The organism is Bacteroides ndongoniae (genome assembly GCF_900108345.1).
Classification (GTDB): Bacteria; Bacteroidota; Bacteroidia; order Bacteroidales; family Bacteroidaceae; genus Bacteroides; species Bacteroides ndongoniae.
In genome coordinates, this window is sequence record NZ_FNVV01000014.1 from 1,925,961 (window position 1) to 1,950,880 (window position 24,920).

At 48.5% G+C, this 24,920-nt stretch carries 18 protein-coding genes and 1 pseudogene; 9 read left to right on the forward strand and 10 right to left on the reverse strand.

What is annotated here, in order from left to right; genetic code table 11:
* The first annotated feature begins 45 nt into the window (after nucleotides 1-45).
* Nucleotides 46-471: a tRNA (adenosine(37)-N6)-threonylcarbamoyltransferase complex ATPase subunit type 1 TsaE gene (gene tsaE / locus BQ5591_RS18670; protein WP_071150484.1), complete on the forward strand. Its 426-nt coding sequence runs from the start codon at nucleotides 46-48 to the stop codon at nucleotides 469-471.
* Nucleotides 472-482: 11 nt separating this feature from the next.
* A complete protein-coding gene (locus BQ5591_RS18675; protein ID WP_022163930.1) occupies nucleotides 483-698 on the forward strand; it encodes an immunity 17 family protein in 216 nt (71 codons plus the stop codon).
* Between the two features lie 264 nt (nucleotides 699-962).
* On the opposite strand, the gene BQ5591_RS18680 is transcribed toward BQ5591_RS18675, so the two are convergent.
* Together BQ5591_RS18680 and BQ5591_RS18685 are read right to left on the reverse strand one after the other, a co-directional pair.
* The gene (locus tag BQ5591_RS18680) at nucleotides 963-1,154 is read right to left on the reverse strand and encodes a PG1828 family lipoprotein (RefSeq protein WP_071150485.1); all 192 of its coding nucleotides are present in this window, start codon (nucleotides 1,152-1,154) and stop codon (nucleotides 963-965) included.
* Nucleotides 1,155-1,335: 181 nt separating this feature from the next.
* Nucleotides 1,336-3,009, reverse strand: a complete 1,674-nt coding sequence (locus BQ5591_RS18685) for a long-chain fatty acid--CoA ligase (protein WP_022163931.1) — start codon at nucleotides 3,007-3,009, stop codon at nucleotides 1,336-1,338.
* A gap of 89 nt (nucleotides 3,010-3,098) precedes the next feature.
* On the opposite strand from BQ5591_RS18685, the gene mtaB reads away from it, so the two are divergent.
* From mtaB to BQ5591_RS18700, 3 genes are read left to right on the forward strand one after another with little or no spacing between them, the layout of a single operon-like run.
* Nucleotides 3,099-4,418, forward strand: coding sequence for a tRNA (N(6)-L-threonylcarbamoyladenosine(37)-C(2))-methylthiotransferase MtaB (gene mtaB / locus BQ5591_RS18690; protein WP_071150831.1), 1,320 nt, complete (start codon nucleotides 3,099-3,101; stop codon nucleotides 4,416-4,418).
* A gap of 53 nt (nucleotides 4,419-4,471) precedes the next feature.
* Nucleotides 4,472-5,371, forward strand: a complete 900-nt coding sequence (locus BQ5591_RS18695) for a lysophospholipid acyltransferase family protein (RefSeq protein ID WP_022163933.1) — start codon at nucleotides 4,472-4,474, stop codon at nucleotides 5,369-5,371.
* Nucleotides 5,364-6,401, forward strand: a complete 1,038-nt coding sequence (locus BQ5591_RS18700) for a glycosyltransferase (RefSeq protein WP_071150486.1) — start codon at nucleotides 5,364-5,366, stop codon at nucleotides 6,399-6,401. Before BQ5591_RS18695 ends, BQ5591_RS18700 begins: the two co-directional genes overlap by 8 nt.
* Nucleotides 6,402-6,638: 237 nt before the next feature.
* On the opposite strand, the gene folB is transcribed toward BQ5591_RS18700, so the two are convergent.
* From folB to BQ5591_RS18715, 3 genes are all read right to left on the reverse strand, one after another.
* Nucleotides 6,639-7,016 carry a dihydroneopterin aldolase gene (folB, locus tag BQ5591_RS18705; protein WP_071150487.1) on the reverse strand — a complete coding sequence of 126 codons (378 nt, stop codon included), beginning with the start codon at nucleotides 7,014-7,016 and terminating at the stop codon, nucleotides 6,639-6,641.
* Between the two features lies 1 nt (nucleotide 7,017).
* Nucleotides 7,018-9,720 (reverse strand): 4-alpha-glucanotransferase, encoded by a 2,703-nt coding sequence (locus tag BQ5591_RS18710; protein ID WP_071150488.1) that lies wholly within the window; start codon nucleotides 9,718-9,720, stop codon nucleotides 7,018-7,020.
* 132 nt (nucleotides 9,721-9,852) lie between these two features.
* Nucleotides 9,853-12,390, reverse strand: a complete 2,538-nt coding sequence (locus tag BQ5591_RS18715) for an adenosylcobalamin-dependent ribonucleoside-diphosphate reductase (RefSeq protein WP_071150489.1) — start codon at nucleotides 12,388-12,390, stop codon at nucleotides 9,853-9,855.
* A 342-nt stretch (nucleotides 12,391-12,732) separates the two neighbouring features.
* Between BQ5591_RS18715 and BQ5591_RS18720 the strand changes: the two genes are divergently transcribed.
* On the forward strand, nucleotides 12,733-13,467 hold the full coding sequence (locus BQ5591_RS18720) for an NADPH-dependent oxidoreductase (protein ID WP_071150490.1): 735 nt from the start codon (nucleotides 12,733-12,735) through the stop codon (nucleotides 13,465-13,467).
* Nucleotides 13,468-13,685: 218 nt separating this feature from the next.
* Nucleotides 13,686-14,590 (forward strand): annotated as a pseudogene (locus tag BQ5591_RS18725) (IS982 family transposase).
* Nucleotides 14,591-14,638: 48 nt separating this feature from the next.
* On the opposite strand, the gene dnaA reads toward BQ5591_RS18725, so the two are convergent.
* The 3 genes from dnaA to BQ5591_RS18740 form a co-directional block, all read right to left on the reverse strand.
* Nucleotides 14,639-16,033: a chromosomal replication initiator protein DnaA gene (gene dnaA / locus BQ5591_RS18730; protein ID WP_022163939.1), complete on the reverse strand. Its 1,395-nt coding sequence runs from the start codon at nucleotides 16,031-16,033 to the stop codon at nucleotides 14,639-14,641.
* 352 nt (nucleotides 16,034-16,385) lie between these two features.
* Nucleotides 16,386-17,279 (reverse strand): MlaD family protein, encoded by an 894-nt coding sequence (locus tag BQ5591_RS18735; protein WP_071150491.1) that lies wholly within the window; start codon nucleotides 17,277-17,279, stop codon nucleotides 16,386-16,388.
* Nucleotides 17,280-17,295: 16 nt separating this feature from the next.
* Nucleotides 17,296-18,522, reverse strand: a complete 1,227-nt coding sequence (locus BQ5591_RS18740; RefSeq protein ID WP_022163941.1) for an N-acetylmuramoyl-L-alanine amidase family protein — start codon at nucleotides 18,520-18,522, stop codon at nucleotides 17,296-17,298.
* A gap of 165 nt (nucleotides 18,523-18,687) precedes the next feature.
* On the opposite strand from BQ5591_RS18740, the gene BQ5591_RS18745 reads away from it, so the two are divergent.
* A complete protein-coding gene (locus BQ5591_RS18745) occupies nucleotides 18,688-19,653 on the forward strand; it encodes a transporter (RefSeq protein ID WP_071150492.1) in 966 nt (321 codons plus the stop codon).
* A gap of 238 nt (nucleotides 19,654-19,891) precedes the next feature.
* Nucleotides 19,892-22,294, forward strand: coding sequence for a TonB-dependent receptor (locus BQ5591_RS18750; RefSeq protein ID WP_083381033.1), 2,403 nt, complete (start codon nucleotides 19,892-19,894; stop codon nucleotides 22,292-22,294).
* Nucleotides 22,295-22,638: 344 nt separating this feature from the next.
* On the opposite strand, the gene BQ5591_RS18755 is transcribed toward BQ5591_RS18750, so the two are convergent.
* Both BQ5591_RS18755 and BQ5591_RS18760 read right to left on the reverse strand, forming a co-directional pair.
* Nucleotides 22,639-23,730, reverse strand: coding sequence for a linear amide C-N hydrolase (locus BQ5591_RS18755; protein ID WP_071150493.1), 1,092 nt, complete (start codon nucleotides 23,728-23,730; stop codon nucleotides 22,639-22,641).
* A gap of 202 nt (nucleotides 23,731-23,932) precedes the next feature.
* The gene (locus tag BQ5591_RS18760) at nucleotides 23,933-24,895 is read right to left on the reverse strand and encodes a glycosyltransferase family 2 protein (RefSeq protein ID WP_071150494.1); all 963 of its coding nucleotides are present in this window, start codon (nucleotides 24,893-24,895) and stop codon (nucleotides 23,933-23,935) included.
* Between the last annotated feature and the right edge of the window lie 25 nt (nucleotides 24,896-24,920).

Consider the following 24,920-nt stretch of genomic DNA (forward strand, 5'->3'; position numbering starts at 1 on the left):
CGAGAGGGCGGGAAACATACATCGTTCAATTAAAACATATCAGATATGGAAATAACAATTCAGTCATTAGATCAGATTCATGACGCCGCCCGTCAGTTCATCAGTGCCATGGGCGACAACACCGTCTTTGCCCTCTACGGGAAAATGGGAGCAGGAAAAACCACTTTCATCAAAGCCATTTGCGAAGAGCTGGGAGTATCGGACGTCATCACATCGCCCACCTTTGCCATTGTCAACGAATACCGTTCAGACATTGCCGGTGAACTGATCTACCATTTCGACTTCTATCGCATCAAGAAGCTCGAAGAGGTATACGACATGGGATACGAAGACTATTTCTACAGCGGTGCGCTCTGCTTCATCGAATGGCCCGAACTCATCGAAGAGTTGCTGCCCGGCAACACCATCAAAGTCACCATCGAAGAGGTAGAAAACGGTGCCCGTAAAGTGACCATGGAAGAACTCGGATAAAACCGCGCACCATGAGTCAATACATCATACAAGGCATTTTTGCGGCCGCCGGAGTTACAGCTCTGCTGGCTGCTCTTTTCAATTGGGACTGGTTCTTCACGGCGCGCAACACGCAGTTCATCGTCAACAACGTCGGACGCCGACAGGCACGCTGGTTCTACGGAGTATTGGGCCTCATCCTGATAGGTACTGCCGTATTCTTCTACCTGAACACGCCTGCGGTCTGACCAACCGGTTGAGGATGTTCCTCTTTATCGGTGCGGTTCCCGTCCCTGAAATCCCCCGTTTTTTCCCCAGTTAGAGAAAAAAAATTCCCCAGTTAGAAAAAAAATTTTTCCCAGTTAGGAAAAAAAACTTTCCTAACTGGGAAAAAATATGCCCTTTTCGCCGCATCGTCCCGACAGGGCTACATCGAGGATATATAAAATAAAAAAAGTCTGGTGTGCTTTCGCACGTCAGACTTTCAATTCTCTCTTAAGGTTGCGCTAAAATTATTCAGCTACAACTGCTGCGCTATCTTGAGCAGTAGTGTCAGCGGCTGCTGCGGCTGCTTCAACAGCTGCGATTGAATCAGCGATACGGATAGAATCAGCTGCTGCTTGTTCAGCGTTAGCTGCTTTGTTACCACAAGATGCGAAAGATACTGCTACGATAGCTGCTGCCATCAAAACTAATTTTTTCATTTCCTTTACTTTTTAAAACGTAATACAATCATTTGCTTTATTAAAACGCTGCAAAGGTATGCACTTTTTAAATATGTTGTTCTCCAAACACCCATTTTTTTTAGAGTTTTTTTTGAAGTTTTTCTGTAACTTTTCGCAAATGACTGTATATGAGGATATTCTTTATATGTTAAAAAACATATTACTCTACAGCAATGCTATTATAGAGGTATCTTTTAATACTTCGCTTGGGTGTTTTCTCGAATTCGGTCGGGTAAAGCTGGATTTGGCTGACCTTCTCGTAAGCGGCTACGCTTTCGTTCAGACTCTTCAGATTTTCGTCCATAATGGCTTTCAGGTTATCCGGTTGGTTCAGTCCCAACGAGTCGAGTGCTTCGTAGTCGGCATAAACCAGTGCAACCAGTTTCTTGTTGCGCTCTATTACAAGACTCTCCAACACGAAAGGCAGGTTGTTAAGGCGTGCTTCTATCTCTTCGGGGAAGATATTCTGCCCGTTCGAACCCAGAATCATCGTCTTGCTGCGGCCGCGAATGTAAAGGTTGCCCTTTTCGTCGAGCAAACCAAGGTCGCCGGTACGCAACCAGCCGTCTTCGGTAAATGCCTCGCGGGTAGCTTCGGGGTTCTTGTAATAGCCCACCATTACGTTTTCGCCACGCACCTGGATTTCTCCGTATTTAGCCTCCGGATCTTCCTTCCAGATACGGGCTTCCATAATATCGAGTACCCGGCCCGATGAGGTCGGAACAAATTCTTCGCACGGGGCATAACTGATGAGCGGCGCACACTCGGTCATACCGTAGCCGATGGTGAAAGGAAACTTAATGCGATGGAAAAATTCTTCCACCTCGGGATTCATGGCAGCACCACCGATGATGACTTCCTTGAAACGTCCTCCCAGCGCATCGACCAGCTTCTTACGGATCTGGCCATAAATCTGACTATCCAGCAAGGGAATGTTAAGTGCCCAACGCATACTGCGGCGATTGATGATGGGCTGAATGACATTCTTATAAATCTTCTCGATGACCAACGGCACGGTAATGATCAGATTGGGCTTCACTTCTTCGAATGCTTTCATCAGGATCTTCGGTGAAGGAATCTTACCCAGCAGTGTGATGTGGGTTCCGACAGCCGTAGCCGTCAGGAAGTCGAATGCACAGCCGTAAGCATGTGCCAAGGGCAAGAACGACAATACCCTGTCGCCTTTCTTCAACAGCTGTGAACGGATACCGAAAGTCACGTTGCCTGCCAGATTGTTACCCGTCAGCATCACTCCTTTGCTAAAGCCGGTTGTACCCGAAGTATAGTTGAGCAACATCACCTTGTCATTACTCAATTCTGTGTAAATGACATCTTCTTTATGAAAACCATTAGGATAGTGTTTGTCCATCTCTTCGTTCTGATGTTTAAGGAAGAGCTGGATGGTTTCGCCATCGCGCTGGTACAGGCACCGGAAGTCGGTAAGTGAAAAAACACCCCGAAGCCCTGCCAGACGTTCTTCCTCCAGATGTTCCCAAATAAGGTCGCTTGTGAAAAGGAAGACCGACTCGGAGTGATTGACAATGTGATGTACATCGTTCGGACTGAAGTCTTGCAGAATGGGCACCACAATTCCTCCGTAGGTAATGACGGCCATATAGGCAATGCACCAACGCGAATTGTTCTTTCCGATGATGGCTATTTTATCGCCACGCCTCAGCTGGCAATACTTGAACAACAGATGCAGACGAGCTATCTCGCGAGCCACGTCGCCATACGAATAAGTTGTGTCTTCACCATAATCGGTGTAGCACGGAAGATCCCAGTTCTCGCGGAAGCTGCGTTCGTACAGCTTGATGAAATTTTCTTGTATCATTGCACAGATAATTGATGAGTGTGCAAAAATAGGGATTTTAGATGAATAATATGTATATTTGCGACCTGAAAGTGATTTTTTATAAGTTTATGATAGATACAACTATATTTCAGGATAAGACAGCAGTTTACTATACACTGGGCTGTAAACTGAACTTTTCCGAAACATCGACCATCGGCCGCATCTTGCGCGAAGCGGGCATACGCACCGCACGCAAGGGGGAAAAGGCCGACATCTGTGTAGTGAATACCTGTTCGGTGACGGAAGTGGCCGACAAAAAATGCCGGCAGGCCATCCACCGGCTCATCAAGCAGCACCCGGGTGCCTTTGTGGTGGTGACCGGATGCTACGCGCAGCTGAAACCCGACACCGTGGCCGACATCGAAGGTGTGGACGTAGTGCTGGGTGCCGAACAGAAGAAAGACGTGCTGAACTATCTGGGTGACCTGCAAAAACATGCACACGGCGAAGCCCATACCTCGGCACTGAAAGACATCCGCACGTTTGCCCCTTCCTGCTCGCGGGGCGACCGCACACGCTTCTTCCTCAAGGTACAGGACGGATGCGACTATTACTGTTCGTACTGCACCATCCCCTTTGCACGCGGACGCAGCCGCAATGGCAGCATCGCATCGCTGGTGGAGCAGGCACGCCAGGCCGCTGCCGAGGGCGGACGTGAAATAGTGCTGACCGGTGTCAACATTGGCGACTTCGGGAAGTCGACCGGTGAAACTTTCTTCGACTTGGTGAAAGCGCTGGACGAAGTAGAGGGCATCGAACGCTACCGCATCTCCTCCATCGAACCCAACCTGCTGACCGATGAGATCATCGACTTTGTATCGCGTTCGAAACGCTTCATGCCTCACTTCCACATTCCCTTGCAATCGGGTTGCGACGAAGTGCTGAAGCTGATGCGCCGACGCTACGACACCGCCTTGTTTGCCGCCAAAGTACGGAAAATAAAGGAAGTGATGCCCGATGCTTTCATCGGTGTGGACGTAATAGTAGGTACGCGTGGCGAAACCGAAGAGTACTTCGAACGCGCGTACGAGTTTATCCGTAGTCTGGACGTCACCCAGCTGCATGTATTCAGCTACTCCGAGCGCCCCGGCACACAGGCCTTGAAGATAGACTACATCGTCCCGCCCGAGGAGAAACACCGCCGCAGCCAACGACTTCTGGAGCTGTCGGACGAAAAGACGCATGCCTTCTACGCACGCCACATCGGACAAACCCTGCCCGTATTGCTGGAACGTTCCAAGGCCGGTGCCCCCATGCATGGCTTCACGGCCAACTACATACGTGTGGAAGTGCCCCACGACGATCGCCTCGACAATCAGGTGATTCCCATCACGCTGGGCAACTTCAACGAAGACGGTACCGCCTTGCTGGGACAAATCAAACTTTAAACCAACCGCCAGCTTTCGAACCTGAATTTTAAGAACAACTGAAACATCCAACCGTGAAATCGAAGCTTATATATCTGCTGACCTATGCTGGAATGTGGCTGCTGGCCCTGCTTCCTTTCAGAGCCATCTACGTTCTGTCCGACGGACTTGCCTTCCTGATGCAGCACGTCATCCACTACCGGCGGAAGGTGGTCCGCACCAACCTGCGCAACTCCTTCCCTGAAAAAAGCGCCGAAGAGCTGAAAGAGATAGAAAACAAATTCTACCACTACATCTGCGACTACATGCTCGAAGAAGTGAAAACCCTGCGAATCTCCTTCGAAGAGCTGACCCGGCGCATGACTTACGAAAACAAGGAAGAGTACCTTAACATGATAGACAAATACGGAGGCATTGTGCTCCTGATTCCCCACTACGCCAACTTCGAATGGATTATCGGAATGGGAGCCATCATGCAACCCGGCGACCTTCCGGTACAAGTATACAAACCTCTGCACAATCCCTATCTGGACGAAATGTTCAAACGCATCCGCTCGCGCTTCGGCGGATACAACGTGCCCAAACACTCCACGGCGCGCGAAATGATAAAGCTGCGCCGCGAACACAAGCGCATGGCCGTGGGACTGATTACCGACCAGTCGCCCAACCGCAGCGAAGCGCACTACTGGACTACGTTCCTCCATCAGGACACCGTGTTCATGGACGGAGCCGAACGTATTGCCCGGATGATGGGCTTTCCCGTCTTCTATTGCGAACTGATACGCCAGAAGCGGGGACACTGCCGGGTTATCTTCGACCTGATCACCGAAACGCCCAAGCAAACTGCCGACGGCGAGATAACCGAATGCTTCGCCCGAAGGCTGGAGCAAACCATCCGACGCGACCCGCCCTACTGGTTCTGGTCGCACAAACGCTGGAAACTGAAACGTGAAGACGTCATACAACATGGATAAGAAAATAGCAGTCGTCATTCTGAACTGGAACGGATGCGGGATGCTCCGCTCCTACCTGCCCTCCGTAGTGTCCTATTCCGAGGCCGACGGAGCCACAGTCTACGTGGCCGACAATGGATCGACGGACGATTCCGTTGAGACGGTACGCCGCGAATTTCCCACCGTCCGCCTCATCACGCTGGACCGCAACTACGGTTTTGCCGACGGTTACAACCAAGCCTTGAAGCAGGTGAAGGCTGAATACGTCGTCCTGCTGAACTCCGACGTCGAAGTCACCGAACACTGGCTTGCCCTGCTGGCCGAGTACATGGACGCCCACCCCGAAGTAGCGGGCTGCCAACCTAAAATCAGGAGTCTGCGGCAGAAAGACCTGTTCGAATACGCTGGAGCCGCCGGCGGATACATCGACAAGTACGGTTACCCCTTCTGCCGAGGTCGCATCATGGGGGCAGTCGAGGCCGACTACGGTCAGTACGATACCATCGCTCCCGTATTCTGGGCTACCGGTGCCGCCCTGTTCATCCGTTTGAAGGATTACCGCGAAGCCGGCGGACTGGATGGACGGTTCTTTGCCCACATGGAAGAGATAGACCTGTGCTGGCGACTACGTGCACGTGGCCGGGAACTGGTATGTATCCCCCAGAGCGTAGTCTACCACCTTGGAGGTGCCACGCTGACCAAGGAAAACCCGCGCAAAACCTTCCTGAACTTCCGCAACAACCTGCTGATGCTTTACAAGAACCTGCCCGAAGGCGAACTGAAGAACATAATGCGCATCCGCACCCTACTCGACTATGTAGCCGCACTGAACTTCCTGCTGAAACTGCAGGGTCCCAACGCAATGGCCGTCCTCCGTGCCCGCCGTGCCTACCACGCCCTGCGCAAGGATTTTGCTGCTTCGCGCGAAGAGAACCAGCAGAAAGCCGTGCTGACACAGATTCACGAACGGATTGGTCAGAGCATTCTGAAAGCCTTCTACCTGCAAGGCAAAAAGACCTTCGCCCGACTGATGAATATCCACCCGGCATAAGGGCGTTCTTACCCTTCCTGACACGACGTACAGGGGCTGTTTTACACGGTCGTGAGAGACACTTGCATGGCTCGCGAGAAACACAAGTACGGCTCGCGAGAGACACTTGCACGGCTCACGAGCGACACAAGTACGGCTCGCGAACCACACTTGCATGGTTCACGAGCCGTATTTATAGGTTGAAAAACAAAGTCTGATATAGCTTTCTCCAGGCATTCAAAGCCAGCCTCTGAACACTCAGAGCAGCGGGCAGTCAGCGCGTCCGCACTCCAGCTCCACACCTGCTGCCTTGATGTCGGCACCCATCGGCGGATTGCGTTTGGCGAGTTTCAGTTCAATCTGCTCCACCTGCGGAAAATCGGCAAACAGCCGCTTTATAATCCGGCCTGCCACGTGTTCCAACAGTTTGGAAGGGACATCCATCTCGGCCTTCACCGACTGATAAACGTCGGCATAGCTGACCGTATCGTCCACCTCGTCGGTAGCTGCCGCACGGGTAATGTCTACTTTCAGACGCAAACTCACAGTGAACTCATTGCCCACCAAAGTTTCCTGTCCGCCCACACCGTGATGGGCATAAAAGCAAAGGTCGTCGAGAAAAATATAACTTTTCATCTTAACAGTTTCTACCAGTATTGGCAATCAGACTCTTAATCTTCTCGTTCAGTCCGTCGGCCTGCATCAGCTGTTCCAGCGTCAGATGCATGCGATAGCGCCAGTAATGACGCGGATTGGCCGGCACGTTGATGCGCTCTTCCTGCGCATTGGGGTTACGCAACTTGCCGTCTATCGACAACCAGTCTTGCAAAGAAAGGATGCAAAGAATGGAGTTGCCGTACAGATGGTTGCACACTATCTCCTCGCAGATTTCCGGTGTAGCTTCGGCCGGTGCCGTGCCATACCGTCCCAACACGGAGTTGAAGTAGCGTTGCGTCTGTTGGCTGTTCTCCTCCCACCAGCCACGCAGGGTGGACATGTCGTGGGTCGAAATGGTACATACCGAACGGTAAGGATACCAGTCGGGACGTCCGAACTCCTGTGCCGGATCTTTCGGCATGCGCTGTATTTCGAGCGAAAGGATACGCAAGTCGTTCATTACCCAGGCTACGCAATCGGGAATCATACCCAAGTCCTCGCCACAAACCAGCATACGGGTCGACTGCGTCAGTTGCGGCAACTTCTTCATAGCCTGCTGATGCCAGAACTCGTTGTGACGGCGATAATAATACTGGTCGTACAGACGGTTGAAAGCAGCTTTCTCCCAATCGTTCAGTGCACGGTAAACGAAATCGTGCTGCACGCCGATACGCGGATGATACTTATACGGATCGTTACGGTCGGGGACAAAAAGTACGTCGCTAATCAGCGAATAAAGTCCGTCGCGTATCCAAATGCTGTCGGCATCGGTCTTTCCGGCAAAGTAAGCTTCGACCTTGCGCTGAGTATCAAACTCAGGACGCATGCGATATATCTCGAACGTATCAGTCGGTTCGATGAAGGTCTGCTTCACATAATCGGTATGCGGACCGAACACCTGACCTAAGAAATACTCGTGTATATAAGGTTTCAGGAAGAAATCCTCGCGGAAAGGCAGACCGTAGCTTTCGATTTCTTCGCGCGACATAGGCAGGGCAGGCACAAACTGGCCCAACAGCCCGTGTACGGCATGCATCGGTATCTCCCAGATGCGGAAGAAGCCAAGAATATGGTCAATGCGATAGGCGTCGAAGTACTCGGACATCTTGCGGAAACGTTTCATCCACCATGCATAACCGTCCTTCTCCATCACATCCCAATTGTAAGTCGGGAATCCCCAGTTCTGCCCGTTCACCGAAAAATCATCGGGCGGAGCACCGGCCTGTCCGTTCAGATTGAAATAGTGAGGTTCTTTCCAGGCTTCCACACTGTTGCGGCTGATGCCGATAGGAATGTCACCTTTCAGCACTACACCATGTGCACGGGCGTGCTCGGTAGCTGCCAGCAATTGCTTATGCAGATTGAACTGTATGTAATAATAGATGGCAATGCTTGCATACACCTCGGAAGCAGGATCGCAAAGCGCCTCGATTTCATCGGCCTTGTACACCTGATAACGGGGCCATTCGCGGAAGTTCGGTGTGCCGTACGTATCGCGCAGATAGCTAAATGCTGCATAAGGAAGCAACCACTCACGGTTGGCCTCGAAGAAACATTTGAATTCGTCCGAAGCCAAAACCTTCTCGCCTTCCTGCTTGAATATCAGACGGAAGTAGTCCCACTTGGCACGGTTTACGGCCTCGTAGTCCACAGCAGGCAAAGCGTTGAGTTCTTTCTGCCGTCTTTCGAAGTCGGCCATCAGTCCGGCATCCTCCAGACTACCCAACTGCTTCAGGTCAGTATACATCGGATGGAAAGCATAAATGGAGATGCTGTTATAAGGATAAGAGTCGACCCACGTATGCGTCATGGTTGTATCATTGATAGGCAAAATCTGCACAACCTTCTGACTGGTCTTTACAACCCAGTCTATCATACGTTTCAGGTCACCGAAGTCACCCACACCAAAACTCTGCTCGGAACGAAGCGAGAATACGGGCACAGCTACGCCTGCTCCCTTCCATGCCGGAAGGTTGAAGTAAACGTAACGGTCGCCTACAACCAATGTCTCGCACGGTCCCAGCTTCGGATTGGCCTGATAGCGGTTCGGATTATTTTCCCAGGCTACAGCACGCTGTTCTTTCTTATTGTACAAAATAAACTTGTATTCCAAAGGGAAAGTCAGCTTTTCGACATCCAAGTCAATCTGCCATTCGGGAAAATCAGCATCAGTCATCAGGATAGCCTTATCAGGATCCCAATTGCCCAATGCTTTCTGATTGCCGCAAATACCCAAGCAATGGTCGGCATCGATACAAGGCGCATAAGCCTTGATCAGGATACTGCGCTCGTGACTTGTTACAGCAGCCTGACGCTCTCTGTGTGCCAGCAAAGATTCGGTAAATGCAGAAGTATAAAAATACTGTTGTTCGGGCAGATCCTTCCAACAGTCATACAAATTATAAACTTTTTCGGCAACAGCGCCCGACACGTGTAACACACGCGGCAGACTGTTCCATTCGGCACGTACAGACTTACCCTCACGATATACATGATAGCCATACTGCACGCTGCCATTTTCCGGCATCCGGATTTCTATTTCTGCCGTCCAATGAATGCCGTCAACCGTGCTCAAGGGAATTGCTCCTTCTGGCCGGTTTTCACCCAGTTCGGGGACAGAGCCCAGGACTCTGATTTCTTCTCCCCAATTGGTGCGATACTCAATATTAAATGATAGCGTCATATATATTAGATTTAGAAACGACAATAGCTGCATTCGATTATGCAAGTATAAAAATTATAAATCATAATCATGCAGCTATTGTTATCCAAGCCTTTTAAAATCCTATGCAAACGTTTGCTTCATTCCGGTTCTTTATCCGCAACGCGATGCGCCGCAAGTTTTACAAATCAGACAGCCTTCCTGATAAACAAGTGTTTCATTACCGCAGTTCGGACATTTCTTGCCTTTGGCTTCCGTGCCGTCAGTTACGTACTTCTTCAAAGCACGTTCCACACCGTTCTTCCAGGTATTGATGCTTTCACTATCCAGTTGCAACGAGCTGACAAGTTTCATCACCTGTTCAATTGGCATACGATAGCGGAGCACACCAGATATCAGTTTGGCATAGTTCCAATACTCTTTATTAAACTTCTCGGACAAACCTTCAATTGTAACTTTGTATCCCCGTTTGTTCTCAAACTGGAAGTCGTAACGTTTCACTCCGTTTTCATCGACATTCTTTATAATATGTCCCGAAACAACGTTCTTCGGCAAAATAATTCCTTCATCATCGTCCAGCACACCGGTAAAGATTTCGTAAGGATGCCCGTCGAGCAAACCGACAAATGCCACCCATTTTTCCTTGTTGTTCTGGAAACGTACAACATCGGCATACAACACTTTAGGACGCGTTTCGACAACCGTAGGCGGTTTGCAAGGAGGAAGTTCTTCTTTCTTATCGCTCTTTGTAGAAATCAGCACACCCGAACGAGAGCCATCACGGTAAACCGTACATCCCTTACAACCGGAACGCCATGCCTCTACATACAGACGATTGACAAGTTCCTCATCTACATCGCTGGGCAAATTGATGGTTACACTGATAGAGTGGTCTACCCATTTCTGAATGCGTCCCTGCATCTTGACCTTCATCAGCCAGTCTACATCGTTAGAAGTAGCCTTATAATAAGGAGACTTGGCAACCAAAGCATCAATCTCATCCTGCGTATATCTTTTTGCCGGATTATATCCTTGTGCTTCCATCCATGTTACAAACTTGGGATGGAAAACAATGTATTCCTCGAAAGCATCACCTGTTTCGTCAATAAAGTCGACACGAACATTCGTATCATTAGGATTTACTTTACGACGGCGTTTATAAACGGGAAGGAATACCGGTTCGATGCCCGAAGTGGTCTGCGTCATCAAGCTGGTTGTTCCTGTAGGAGCAATCGTCAGACAGGCAATGTTACGACGGCCATATTTAGCCATCTCCTCATACAATTCAGGATCAGCCTCACGCAAACGACTGATAAACGGATTATTCTTCTCGCGTTCAGTATCGTATATTTCGAAAGCTCCACGTTCTTTTGCCATCTCAACAGAAGAGCGATAAGCACTCAGAGCAATAGTCTTATGAACTTTTTCCGAGAATTCGGTAGCTTCTTCAGTTCCGTAACGCAATCCCAAAGCTGCGAGCATATCACCTTCAGCCGTTATACCTACTCCGGTACGACGTCCCTGTCCACTCTTCTTATAAATCTTCTCCCACAACACACGCTCCGTACGCTTCACATCATCCGATTCAGGATCTGAATCTACCTTAGCCAAAATCTTTTCGATCTTCTCTAACTCCAGATCGATAATATCGTCCATAATGCGTTGCGCCAAAGCCACGTGCTTCTTAAACAATTCAAAATCAAAATAAGCATCAGGCTTAAACGGATTCACCACGTACGAATACAGGTTGATGGCAAGCAAACGGCAAGAATCATAGGGACACAACGGAATCTCTCCACACGGATTGGTCGATACTGTACGATAACCCAAGTCTGCATAGCAATCGGGAACCGATTCCCGCAAAATAGTATCCCAGAAAAGCACACCAGGCTCAGCCGACTTCCATGCATTGTGCACAATCTTCTTCCACAACGCCGAAGCATCGATTTCTTTCTTAAATATAGGATTAACCGAGTCTATAGGATATTGCTGAACATAAGGTTTTCCTTCAATAGCAGCCTCCATGAAAGCATCATCCAACTTCACAGACACATTAGCACCTGTTACTTTACCTTCGGTCATCTTAGCATCTATAAATGCTTCCGAATCAGGATGCTTGATAGAGACACTCAACATCAAGGCTCCCCGGCGTCCGTCTTGAGCAACTTCACGTGTAGAGTTTGAGTAACGTTCCATAAAAGGAACCAAACCCGTAGAAGTCAAAGCAGAGTTTTTAACCGGTGAACCTTTCGGACGAATATGTGATAAATCATGTCCCACACCACCACGACGTTTCATCAGCTGAACCTGCTCTTCATCAATCTTAAAAATAGCTCCATAAGAATCAGCCTCTCCATCCACACCAATCACAAAGCAATTGGACAAAGAAGCAACCTGATAGTTATTGCCAATACCAGTCATCGGGCTTCCCTGAGGAACAATATATCTGAAATGATCGAATAAAGCGAACAGTTCCTCTAAACTTAACGCATTCGGATATTTGGCCTCAATACGAGCCACCTCATTAGCTATACGCCAATGCATGTCTTCCGGAGATTTTTCGTAAATATTACCGAAAGAGTCCTTGACTGCGTATTTGTTTACCCAAACTCTGGCAGCCAACTCATCACCTTGGAAGTATCGTAAAGATTCTTCAAAAGCTTCTTCATAAGAATAAACTTTCTTTTCCACTATATTTGTATTTTCTTAGATTTATCTGCTATAAGTATTTGTGTAGAAGTCGTACTTATCGTCAACAAATGCGGATGCAAAGCTATGAATGTTTTTCTATTCAGCAAAATAAAAAACGAACATTTTATCAACAGAATAAAAGTTTTCCATTTAGAGAAGAATCACATCTGATTATAAACAACTTATCTTTTTCAACAAGAAGAAAAGTTTTCAAAAAAGGAAAAGATATATGTATAAAGCCAAAGAATAATTATACTTTTCTAAAAAAGGAGGAAGATATTAACAGGAGCTGTGAACAACTTCTATAATTCTTTTCTTATATTTGCAGAAAAAAGACAAAATATGGAAAGCCTAAAAGAAAGAAGAACAATACGGAAATACCAGCCAAAGGATATTCCCGCCGAATTGTTAAATGATTTACTCGAAACAGCCTTTCGAGCCTCTACTGTTGGAAACATGCAAGTCTACAGCGTAATTGTAACAAGAGACGCTGAGCGGAAAGCCCGTCTGGCACCGGCACATTTCAACCAACCTATGGTGCAAAACGCACCCGTCGTACTAACTTTCTGCATCGACTTACGCCGTTTCAGCAAATGGTGCGAGCAACGCAAAGCACAACCTGGCTACAACAACTTCGAATGGTTTATAACCGGAGCCGTCGACACTCTGCTCGCAGCACAGACTTTTTGTGTAGCCGCCGAAGAAAAAGACCTAGGTATCTGCTATCTGGGAACCACAACCTACAACCCCGACATGATTGTAGAAGCCTTAGAATTACCGGAATTAGTATTCCCGCTTACTACTATTACTGTAGGCTGGCCCGACGAAACGCCTGCACAAACCGACCGTCTGCCACTCGAAGCCATCGTACACGAAGAAGTCTACCACGATTATACTCCTTCCGACATTGACCGCCTGTATGCCTACAAGGAATCGCTGGACGAGAACAAAAAATATATAGAAGAAAACAAAAAAGAAACCCTGGCTCAAGTATTTACAGACGTACGCTACACTAAGAAAGACGCCGAAGCTATGTCTAAAAAACTTTGGGAAGTAATGAAACAACAAGGTTTCTAAACTTCTATTACTCTCTTCAAACTTCTTACAAGAAGGAAAAACAAATTCCCGCAAATCACGCTTAGACAGTTTCAATAACTTTCATCGCAATTTGCGGGAATTAATTTATTAACGTGAGTTCGAAATAAGAATAAATATATTTTGTTGAAAATTAGAAACATAGCGATAAAATCATTAAATTTATAGTGTCCAATTATAACATTTAAACGATTATCACTATGTTTCCAGAGTCTAAAGTTACAGAGATTTATTGTATGGCCGATGATTTTTGCAAGGAATTTGCGTTGCAACAGAAAAATATATGATTGAGGATAAGAAGACCAGACATCGTAACAAGCCCAACCGTATAAGTGATGCTGAAATTATGGTTATTCTAATCCTGTTTCACTCCGGTGGTTTCCGTTGTTTTAAACATTACTACAAGGAATATGTCTGTAAACATCTGAAACACCTTTTTCCGCGTCAGGTTTCCTATAACCCGTTTTGTAGAACTGGAGAAGGAAGTATTGCTTCCCATGACCATTTTTATCAAAAAAGTACTGTTGGGAACCTGTACCGGTATCAGTTTTGTTGACTCTACTCCTTTACGCGTCTGTCGTAATCAAAGAATCCTTATTCATAAGACATTTGAGGGACTTGCCGAGCGTGGAAAATGTTCAATGGGATGGTTCTTCGGATTCAAGCTGCATCTGATAATCAATGACAAGGGTGAGATTCTCAATTTTATGTTCACGCCTGGAAATGTGGATGATCGTGAACCGTTGAAGCAGGATAAGTTTCTGGAGAACATAAAAGGAAAGCTATGTGCAGACAAGGGGTATATCGGTCAGGCTCTGTTTGAGAACCTCTTCCTTAATGGTATACAACTTGTCACTAAAGTTAAAAACAACATGAAGAACTCACTGATGAGTATTGCCGACAAAATTCTGCTCAGAAAAGAGCCTTGATTGAAACAGTCAATGACGAATTGAAGAATATTGCACAGATAGAACACTCCAGACATCGTTCTTTCAATAATTTTATAGCCAACTCTTTGTCGGCTATCGCAGCATACTGCTTTTTTGAAAAGAAGCCCGCCATTGACGTGAATTTTGTCAATGACGGACAACTTTCTATTTTCTAATTTTATATCGAGCTCACGTTATTAAGAATCAAGAATATTCCGTTTCAATCAGTTTCCCCGTTTCAAGTCTGCCTGTATTTCATCGATTTCAGCACGGAAAGACTTATCTACTTCCGTCAGTTCCTTTATCGTCTTGCAGGCATGAAGCACGGTTGCATGATCCTTATTACCTATCAGCGTACCAATCTTCGCCGTAGAGAAATCCGTATTCTTCTTAGCCAGATACATGGCTATTTGACGCGCCTGTACCACCTCACGCTTTCTGGACTTCGTATGAATCACAGAAGCATCCAGATTAAAGTGGCGACAAACAGTCGTGATAATATCATCCACCGTAACTGCCTTGCTTTCACAATTCACCACTTTGCGAACGATGCGCTGAGCCAACTCCAAGTCAATCTCCTTATTATAGATTGTAGAGTGCGCCATGATGGAAATCACAATACCTTCCAAATCACGAACACTGTCGCTTACGTTCTCTGCAATGTAGTCGATTACTTCGGGCGGGAACTTCAAGCCATCGCGATGAATTTTGTTACGCAGAATATCCTTCCGCAATTCAACCGTCGGTTTTTCCAGTTCCGCCACCATTCCCCATTTAAAACGGGTTATCAGACGTTCTTCCATACCCTGCAATAACACAGGCGCTCTATCGGAAGTCAAAATCAATTGTTTGCCGTTCTGATGCAGATGATTAAAGATATGGAAGAAAGTATTCTGCGTCTTGGTAACGCCGGCAAATTCCTGAATATCATCAATAATCAATACATCAATTGTCTGGTAGAAGTTTATAAAGTCGTTTGTAGTATTGTTTCGCACCGAATCAGTGTATTGCACCTGAAACAAATGAGCCGACACATACAGCACACGTTTTTCAGGATACAGTTCTTTAATCTTTGTTCCAATGGCATTGGCCAGATGGGTTTTTCCTACTCCCGACGCACCGTAGAAGAACAACGGATTAAAGATAGTCTTAGCCGGATTGAGTGCAACTGCTTCGGCTACACTGCGCGACAGCTTATTGCTTCCGCCCTCAATAAAAGTCTCGAAATTATACTCCGGATTCAGATGTGGATCCAAGTCGGACACAGGCACCTGCGGAATCTGCTTGTTTACAACAGGCTTCTGAGGAATAATGGTACGATGAGTCGATTCCAACTCCACCGTTTTAGGCGGACGGGAACTTCTGTCTACCATTACATTATACATCAGCTTTGTCCCCTCACCTATTACTTTATAAAGAGTCTTTCTCAGCAAGTCTACAAACTTGTCTTCCAGAAACTCATAAAAGAACTGGCTGGGAACCTGTACAACCAAAGTCTTGTCCTCATATTTCAATGGGACAATAGGCAGGAACCAGGTTTTGTACGTCTGCTCCGGAACATTGTCTCTGATAATTTCAAGACAGCGGTTCCACAGTCCGACATGATCAACTACACTCATAACGGCTTCTAAACATTTATTGATTAAGCGAAACTTCTACGATTGCAAAATTCGCAATCTTATTTGAGAAAAACAAATCACTTTTTTCTTGCTTTTTTCAATCGGACAATAAACACTTTACTTTCAGGCACTTATAGAAAAGCATAAAAATAGCCTCCGTAAAGAGGCTATTGTTTATATTCAACTTTCTGATAATCACTACGCTTACATGCTTACCGACAGTATATCCGACTATCGGAAAAGAAACCCGTAAATAAGGGTTTAGCGTTCTTTTATAGGCATATCAGAGCTTCTGTTTTATACTGAGCAAGCAGCGTCTCTATTTAGACAAAATCTATATAGTGACTATTTTTCACTTATCCTTCTTACCAAACAGAGAGAAGTGAACGTAACGCTTCGGATGCGCCTTCAGGTCTTCCAACAGGCTGGCTGCATTGGCCGTAGTGGCACTCAAATTATTGTAAAGGGTAGGATCGTTGAACAGCAGTCCTACCGTATTGTCAGTACGTCCCAGCTTGTCTGTAATCATTTTTACGTTGGCAAGCGTAGAGTCTACACGCTGCATGGCAGCCGCATAATCTATATCTTTCAGATTATTGCTGATTTGGGCAAAATTATCACCAATGGTATTCAGTTTGCCGGTCAGTTGCGGAATATCCTTACTCATCAGCGTCTCCAGATGACGGCTTGTAACAGCCATACTGGCCGTCAGATCGCGAACATTGTGCAGCGTTGCAGGCAGTGCCGGATCGGCCAATACTGCATTCAACGATGCCAATATGGAGTCGAGCTTAGGCAACATCTTCTCGATTTGCGGCACCATGGCGGCAGCCTGTTCCATTATGCCGTTGTTCAACCGTCCGGGAATGGTATCACCAACTTCGTGACGCTCGCGCGGATTGTTGACCAACAGCAGGGTCATCTTGATGCCTCCCAGCATATCGGAAGTCAACTCAGCCGAACTTCCCTTGGGAATACGCAATTCAGGGTCCACATCAATTTCGGCCACCACCTTGCCAGCCTGATTGTAATCGTAATATAACTCACGCACAATTCCCACCCGGAAACCGTCGGCAAAGACAGGGCTCGATTTAGTCAGTCCGTTGATATTCTGAAACTGTACATAAAAATAGTTCGACGGCTTGAACATGTGAATACCTTTCAGATAATTGATGCCATACACCAGTATGCAAAGCGCTGCAATACCGGCAATACCTATCCTGACTTCTTTGGTTATATACTTCATGACGTTTGATGATTTCTTATTTTTTGTTTCTATTTTGCTTGAATTCTTTAATAGCGGCATTGACGTCCATCTTTTCTCCGTCGCGGAAGGCTATGATAAAGGCGTCCTTAAACTTCGCGGATATGGCGCGCTTGGTACGCAACACCTTATTATAATCCGGCGAATCACCGTACGTATACTTATACAGACCTTTTTCTTTATAATGACCTACATCTTTCAACCCCTTCAAACGCTTATCGTTCTTGTTCAGGAGCTTCGAAGATGTCAGTATCTGTATTTTAAACACAATTCCGTTGCTTTTGGTTTTCTCGGGCTGCATGGCTTCCCGCGGACGTGGACGATGCTGCGCCGGTTCTTCTACTTTCTCTTTCAAGTCGGCTGCCGCATCCAGTGCAGGCTTTTCAACCGCGGGCTGCGGCTGCGCTTCGGGTACAACGGTATCCGAAGTACCGTTCAGACGTATTTCCTGTTCGCGCTTATATGTAAGGAAGGCACGATAGATGCCTTCTGCCAGCGAGGAAGCACCAGTTTCTGAATTCAGATAACGTTCTTCTTCGGGAGTGGAAATGAAACCCAGTTCCACCAGAATGCTGGGCATGGCACTTGCCTTGAGCACCAGAAAACCGGCCTGGTGCACACCACGGTCGCTGCGCTTGCAAGTATTACGGAACTGCTTCTGCACGAGCGATGCCAGATGTACACTTTGCGACATATATTTGTCTTGCATGAACTCGAAGATGATGTACGACTCGGAAGAGTTAGGATTGAACCCCGCATAACGTGTCTGATAGTCGCTTTCGTACAGGATGACGGAGTTTTCACGTTTAGCCACTTCCAGATTGGCATCCGACTTGGCCAAACCCAGCGTCCACGTCGAAGCACCCTTGGCGGTACGGTTGTTGGCCAGCGCATTGGTATGTATCGAAATGAAAAGATCCGCCTTGGCATTATTGGCTATCTCGGCACGGCGGTCGAGGGGGATAAACACATCACGGTTGCGGGTATAGATCACCTTGACGTCGGAACAGTTCTTCTGAATCAGTTTGCCCAACTTAAGGGCAACATTCAGGTTGATGTTTTTCTCTTTGGAGATGCGCCCTACGGCTCCGGGGTCGTGACCACCGTGTCCGGCATCAATCACTACCACAAAATCCTTCGCTTCCGCATTGCCGATGCAGAAGGGGAAAAACAACAGGCTTAGGCAAATACCTATAAATAATATGTATCGTCGATATGCGTTCATATATAAACTATCGTTTGCAAAGGTAGTGGAAATTTGGAGAAAACTCACTCTTTCGCTTAAGTTTTATCAGGAAGACAGCTTTTTAGCACAGTTTTTCGGGTATAAAAGAACAATTTACGCAAATTGGCAGTAATTTTGCCGTCCGAAAATCGAAATGCAAGCACTATGATTATCCGCTTTTTAAAGAACTGGACACTGCCCGTTGCAATGTTGGCAGGAACGATAGGGTATTTCATCCTTGCCAGAGTGCCCCTACTAGCCCCCACCAAACCTGTGGTAAATGGCATGATTGCCTTCCTGACTCCTTTCCTGATTTTTGCCCAACTGCTGCTTACTTTCTGTAAGGTAGAAGTGCACAAACTGAAGCCGAAAGCATGGCACGGATGGTTGCTGCTGTTTCAGACGGCGTCGTGTCTGGCGGTAGCGGCTCTGCTCATCTGTTGTCCGATGGACGAAGTCTACCGCGAAGTGTTCGAGGGTGCCATGGTCTGCCTCATCTGCCCCACGGCCACTGCCGCTGCTGTTATCACCGGCAAGTTGGGTGGAAGTGCTTCAAGCCTGACTACGTATACGCTGCTCTCCAATCTGCTGGCTGCCGTTGCCGTGCCGCTGGTCTTTCCGCTGGTCGAGCCTCATGCCGACATCAGCTTCTTTTCGGCTTTCCTGAAGATATTGGGCAAGGTGTTCCCGTTGCTGCTCTGCCCTTTCTTCCTGGCCTGGTTCCTGCGGGCTTTCGTGCCGAAGGTACACCAAATTCTGCTGGGCTTCCGCGATGCCGCCTTCTACTTGTGGGCCGTAGCGCTGGCCATCGTTTCGGGCCAGACGGTACGTTCGCTGGTCAACAGTGACGCACCCGTCTTTGTAGAAATATTAATAGCCGTTGCCGGACTGATCACCTGTTGCGTACAGTTCTATCTGGGCAAACGCATAGGCGGACACTACCACGAACGCATCAGCGGCGGACAGGCATTGGGACAGAAGAATACCGTGCTTGCCATCTGGATGGCCTACACCTACCTGAACCCATTGTCGTCGGTAGGTCCGGGCTCGTACGTGCTGTGGCAAAACATCATCAACTCCTGGCAGCTCTGGAAAAAGAGGAAAAAAGAAGAGGCAGAACAAGCCTGCTGAAAGGCTTCCGAAACATTGCCTGCAACCCGTTTCTGGGACACTTGCACGGCTCGCGAACAACACAAGTGTGGCTCGCGAGCCGTACAAGTGTCGAACACGAGCCGTGCAAGTGTTTCTCAACACCCCCTCCAGAAGGCTTCTGAAGGGGGACTTTTCATTTCTTGAACCGCCTTGTGCCGCAAATAAAACAAAACCGTTACCTTTGTAGAAAACAACTATACACAAAAATTCTGACGCCATGCCCAGAAACCTTTGGATCGTCCTACTGCTTGCCGGCCTGTACCTGTGCGCCGGTTCTTTATCCGCCGCTCCCCAGCAGCGCAATGTGTCCTACCCAGTCAGCGGTAAAGTAATCGACAAGAATTCGCGCCAGCCCGTGGCCTACGCCAACGTCTCCGTCAACGGCCTGCCGGGCAAAGGGGCATCGACCGACTCGCTCGGCATGTTCCGCATCGAACAGGTGCCGCCGGGCATCTACCGCCTGCAAGCCTCATGCATCGGCTACCTGACGGTGCTTACCCCCGAATACATCGTATCGGCCTCGACTCCCTTCGTCGAAATCGAAATGGAAGAAGACGCCAATCTGCTCGAAGCCGTCGTCGTCAAACCCTCGCCCTTCCGCAAGAGCATCGAAAGTCCCGTGGGAATGCGCATCATCGGCCTGCAGGAGATCGAGAAAAGCCCGGGAGCCAACCGCGACGTGTCGCGCATCGTGCGTGCCTATCCCGGTGTGTCGTTCTCGCCCATCGGCTATCGCAACGACCTCATTGTGCGAGGCGGTTCGCCCTCGGAAAACCGTTTCTACATGGACGGCATCGAGATACCCAACATCAACCACTTTGCCACACAAGGCGCTTCGGGCGGCCCCGTCAGCATTGTCAACGCCGACCTGATACGCGAGATTACCTTCTATACCGGTGCTTTCCCCGCCAACCGCTCGGGAGCCCTCAGTTCGGTGCTCGACTTCCAGCTGAAAGACGGCAACCCCGACAAGCAGACGTTCAAGGCCACACTGGGTGCTTCGGAAGTCTCGCTCAGCGGTGCCGGACACCTGAGCAAACGCACCACTTACCTCTTCTCGGCACGGCAGTCGTACCTGCAAATGCTGTTCAAAGTGCTGGGGCTGCCCTTCCTGCCCAACTTCATCGACGGACAGTTCAAGGTGAAGACCCGCTTCTCCGACCACGACGAGCTGACCTTGCTCGGTCTGGTGGGCATCGACAAGATGAAGCTGAATACCGACGAGAAAGGCGAGGATGCCAAATACCTGCTGAGCTACCTGCCTACCATCAATCAGGAGACCTTCACGCTGGGTGCTACCTACAAGCACTACAGCGGCCAGCACGTACAGACCCTGACCCTGAGCCACAACTACCTGAACAACCGCAACCTGAAGTATCGCAACAACGACAACTCGTCGGAAGATAACCTGACGCTGCGCCTGCGTTCCATCGAGCAAAAGACAACCCTCCGCTTCGAGAACCAGACCAACCTGAACCTGTGGACCCTGAAAGCCGGAGCCGAACTGAACCACATCACCTACAGCAACGACTCGCGCCAACGGTTCTACACCAACGCCGCACAGCTGCTGACATACGACACCTGGCTGCGCATCTTCAGCTTCGGTGCTTTCGTCACCGGCAACTATACCACGCCCGACAAGCGTTTCTCCCTCTCGGCAGGCGTGCGCATGGACGGCAGCAACTACAATAGCGACATGAAACAACTGTGGAAGCAGTTCTCGCCCCGGCTGTCGGCCTCGTACAACCTGACCGACCAATGGAGCCTGAGCGCCAACGCCGGATTGTACTACCAGTTACCGCCCTACACCTCGATGGGATATAAAGACAACGACGGTGCCTATATCAACAAGCAATTTAAATACATGCAGGTAGGCGAAACGGCTCTTGGTGTAGACTGGCATCTGCAAGACCGCTTCATGGTGTCGGTCGAAGGCTTCTTCAAGCGTTACGGACAGATACCTTATTCGCTGACCGACGATATTCCCCTGCTGTGCAAGGGCAACGACTACGGTGTAGTGGGCAACGAAGCCCTGACCTCCACTGCCCAAGGCCGCGCCTATGGTGTGGAGACCATGTTCCGCTGGCAAGTGCCCGGTCGCTTCAATGTAGTATCTTCGTTCACCCTCTTCAAAAGCGAATACCGCAACGGACAGAACGATGCCTACATTCCCTCGGCCTGGGACAACCGCTTCATCCTGAACCTAAGCGGCACCTACAACCTGCCTCGCCGCTGGAGCATCGGAGGCAAGCTGAGCTACATCGGTGGTTCGCCCTACACGCCTTACGACGAAGACAAGTCCTCGCTCGTCGAAGCCTGGGATGCCAAAGGACAACCCTACTACGACTACAGCCGCTACAACACCGAACGACTGCCCTCGTTTGCCCAGCTGGACGTGCGTGTGGATAAGTCATTCTACTTCCGCCGCTGTATGTTAGGCCTCTACCTTGACATCCAGAACATCACCGGCAACAAGCTGAAGCAACCCGACGTCATCATGAGCACGGGTGTGATAGAGAATCCGTCGGCACCTGCTTCCGAACAACGTTACAAGATGAAGTATCTGAAACAGGAAAGCGGCACCCTGCTGCCTACACTGGGTGTAACGCTTGAGTTCTGACAACAGCCGCTCTTCGTCAGGGGCGGCCGTCACAATCCGCCTGCCTCGCAACAACCAACTGCCTATGTTACGCGGCTAAAATAGGTTGTACAGCCCTTCGTTTTTTCATAGTTAAGAAAATATTTTTTCCTAACTGGATAGTTATTTTTTCCTAACTGAGAAAAAATGCGTGCGTCCCCATCCCAATATTACGGTGAAACTTCACCCTGCAAACCTCCGAAAAAGTAACCATCCAATAACAGCAGATTCCCTTTTTCGGTACAGAGGACCGAAAAAGGGAATCTGTATTTGTCGGTCTGATCTGTAGCCAGTTCCGACACTTTTCAGTATAATATCGCCTCCGGTTATTTATTGGCGATCTTCACCGGTACCACCGGTTGTTGCTTTTCCGCATCCAGCGGAACGGCGCGATACTTCACTTTGCCGAAGTCAATCGTCTTCAGGTCGATGCTGCGGATGGCGCTGTTGTACATCGTGCGGTAGTAGATGATGCGGTCGGCCATGTCCGTTGCCGATGTCCACTGCGTAGCGCTCGGAATGTCGGCAGGTATCTTGCCCGCCTGAAACTCGATGCCCACGGGAATATCGAAGTTATTCAGTATCTGGAAACCTTGAAGCACCGTCTTCAGTGCCGTGTCCTGCACCGGTGCCGTAGCCTGATAGAAAGCTGCCCGCACAAAACGTGAAGGAGGTGTCACGTCGCCCGGTATACCCAGAAAACCGCTGCCCGCACCAAACGAAGCAAGCTTTGCACCGCCCAACGACTGAGCCGGAGCCGTACCCGGATAAAGGTTGACGTAATTGTTCAGGTTGGTAAGCTGCCAGTCGAAACTGGGCGAATTGGTCAGCACACCCAGCGGATTCTCATAGAACTTGGGCTTTCCATCAATCATTTCCAGCACAATCTGACGTCCCGACGGTTCGGTAAAACGCCAGTGAACGGTAGAGGCACGCGGATCTATATTAATAATGTGTACCTCGCTCACCGCCTGTTTCACTTCGTCCACGGTGGCACACTGGCCCAGTATCCACGAAACCAATTGCAGGTCGGCAATACTCTTGTCCTGCAATGCCTCGTCAAACTTCTCGTACTCACCATAATTGGGGAAGTAGAACAATCCGGCCGAAAGTCCCGCTTCGTTCAGCCCCTCGGCCACAAAGTCTTTCTGTTCTACAGCCAGTCCCACGTATCCGTAACGCGCCTTGAAGGTCATGCCCGTTATACCCGCAGGCGTATATGAACGCTGCTCATAGCCGCGGGGCACAATGACGTATTGACTGTTGAGGTCGCTTCCGCCCCACTCGATGGTTCGTGCCACGACAGTGACACTATCTTTACTTTTCAGGGTAATGCCCGTGCAAGCCTCGGCAGGTAAAGGATAGGCAAACATGCTTCCTATGCCCATTGCAATTGCCAACAAAATCCTTGATTTCATACTCTTATACTTATTTATATATTAAAACTTTATCCATGCCTTATCGACAGAAAACAAACATACAACTTTTTCAAATCGCTACTGTTCTGTTTTCCTCTGCCCTTCGTGCAGTTTTAAGTCATTTGAGAAGAAACAAAATCAGAATAGAATATGTTCAGTCATTTCAACAAACCAGCGGCTTTATTCCGAGAGCCGACAAGCATCAGGCATCTTTGCGCATAAGCGTTCTTTCGATATTGTATCGGGGTCGGTCTTTTACTTCGATATATATTTTTCCAATATATTCGCCGACAATCCCCAATGCAGCCAAGATAAAACCGCCTACTAACCAGATTGAAATAATCAGTGAAGCCCAGCCAGGTACCGTATCGTGAATGTAATGAGTGTACAGCGTCCATATCGTCACCCCAATCCCGATAAGTATAAAGACACAGCCTAGCCAGAAAATCATGCGTACCGGCTTGACGGAAAAAGAAGTTATTCCGTCGATAGCGAAGTCGAGCATCTTCTTTAGCGGATATTTAGACTCTCCAGCCCAACGCTTGGATCGGTTATAATAGACGCACGTAGTCTGATAACCTATCAACGGAACCAAACCACGAAGAAAAAGGTTACGCTCACGGAAACGGGCCAACTGCTGTAACGCCCTCTTACTCATCAGACGATAATCGGCATGGTTATAGACCGTCTTTACGCCCATCATGTTCATCAGCCGATAAAAAGCCTGTGCCGTTTCACGTTTGAACCAGGTATCGGTTTTCCGTTCCTTACGTACTCCGTAAACAATGTCATAGCCTTCCTTATACCGGCGAACCATCTCCGCAATGACAAGGATGTCGTCCTGCAAGTCTGCATCAATGGAAACGGCAATATCACAATAGTCCTTCACCAGATCAAGTCCTGCCATCAAAGCATTCTGATGTCCCACATTTCCGGCCAGATTCAGTCCGCACGCATAAGATTCGTGCTGATACAGGTCTTGAATGATGGGCCAGGTCTGGTCGGTACTACCATCGTTCACATACAATACATAACTGTCAGACGCTATCTGCTTTTCTTCTATCAGCTGGTCAAGCAACTGACTCAGCCTTTTGTGGGTTTCATGCAACACAGCCTCTTCTTTATAGCAAGGCACAACAATCGCCAGGCAGGGGATTTCTTTCATACCAAAACCAAGAGTTTATATTACT

Excerpts from the sequence above, each read along its gene's own strand:
- tsaE (WP_071150484.1), top strand. The coding sequence starts at position 46 with ATGGAAATAACAATTCAGTCATTAGATCAGATTCATGACGCCGCCCGT.
- BQ5591_RS18675 (WP_022163930.1), top strand. The coding sequence starts at position 483 with ATGAGTCAATACATCATACAAGGCATTTTTGCGGCCGCCGGAGTTACA.
- BQ5591_RS18680 (WP_071150485.1), bottom strand. The coding sequence starts at position 1,154 with ATGAAAAAATTAGTTTTGATGGCAGCAGCTATCGTAGCAGTATCTTTC.
- BQ5591_RS18685 (WP_022163931.1), bottom strand. The coding sequence starts at position 3,009 with ATGATACAAGAAAATTTCATCAAGCTGTACGAACGCAGCTTCCGCGAG.
- mtaB (WP_071150831.1), top strand. The coding sequence starts at position 3,099 with ATGATAGATACAACTATATTTCAGGATAAGACAGCAGTTTACTATACA.
- BQ5591_RS18700 (WP_071150486.1), top strand. The coding sequence starts at position 5,364 with ATGGATAAGAAAATAGCAGTCGTCATTCTGAACTGGAACGGATGCGGG.
- folB (WP_071150487.1), bottom strand. The coding sequence starts at position 7,016 with ATGAAAAGTTATATTTTTCTCGACGACCTTTGCTTTTATGCCCATCAC.
- BQ5591_RS18710 (WP_071150488.1), bottom strand. The coding sequence starts at position 9,720 with ATGACGCTATCATTTAATATTGAGTATCGCACCAATTGGGGAGAAGAA.
- BQ5591_RS18720 (WP_071150490.1), top strand. The coding sequence starts at position 12,733 with ATGGAAAGCCTAAAAGAAAGAAGAACAATACGGAAATACCAGCCAAAG.
- dnaA (WP_022163939.1), bottom strand. The coding sequence starts at position 16,033 with ATGAGTGTAGTTGATCATGTCGGACTGTGGAACCGCTGTCTTGAAATT.
- BQ5591_RS18735 (WP_071150491.1), bottom strand. The coding sequence starts at position 17,279 with ATGAAGTATATAACCAAAGAAGTCAGGATAGGTATTGCCGGTATTGCA.
- BQ5591_RS18740 (WP_022163941.1), bottom strand. The coding sequence starts at position 18,522 with ATGAACGCATATCGACGATACATATTATTTATAGGTATTTGCCTAAGC.
- BQ5591_RS18745 (WP_071150492.1), top strand. The coding sequence starts at position 18,688 with ATGATTATCCGCTTTTTAAAGAACTGGACACTGCCCGTTGCAATGTTG.
- BQ5591_RS18750 (WP_083381033.1), top strand. The coding sequence starts at position 19,892 with ATGCCCAGAAACCTTTGGATCGTCCTACTGCTTGCCGGCCTGTACCTG.
- BQ5591_RS18755 (WP_071150493.1), bottom strand. The coding sequence starts at position 23,730 with ATGAAATCAAGGATTTTGTTGGCAATTGCAATGGGCATAGGAAGCATG.
- BQ5591_RS18760 (WP_071150494.1), bottom strand. The coding sequence starts at position 24,895 with ATGAAAGAAATCCCCTGCCTGGCGATTGTTGTGCCTTGCTATAAAGAA.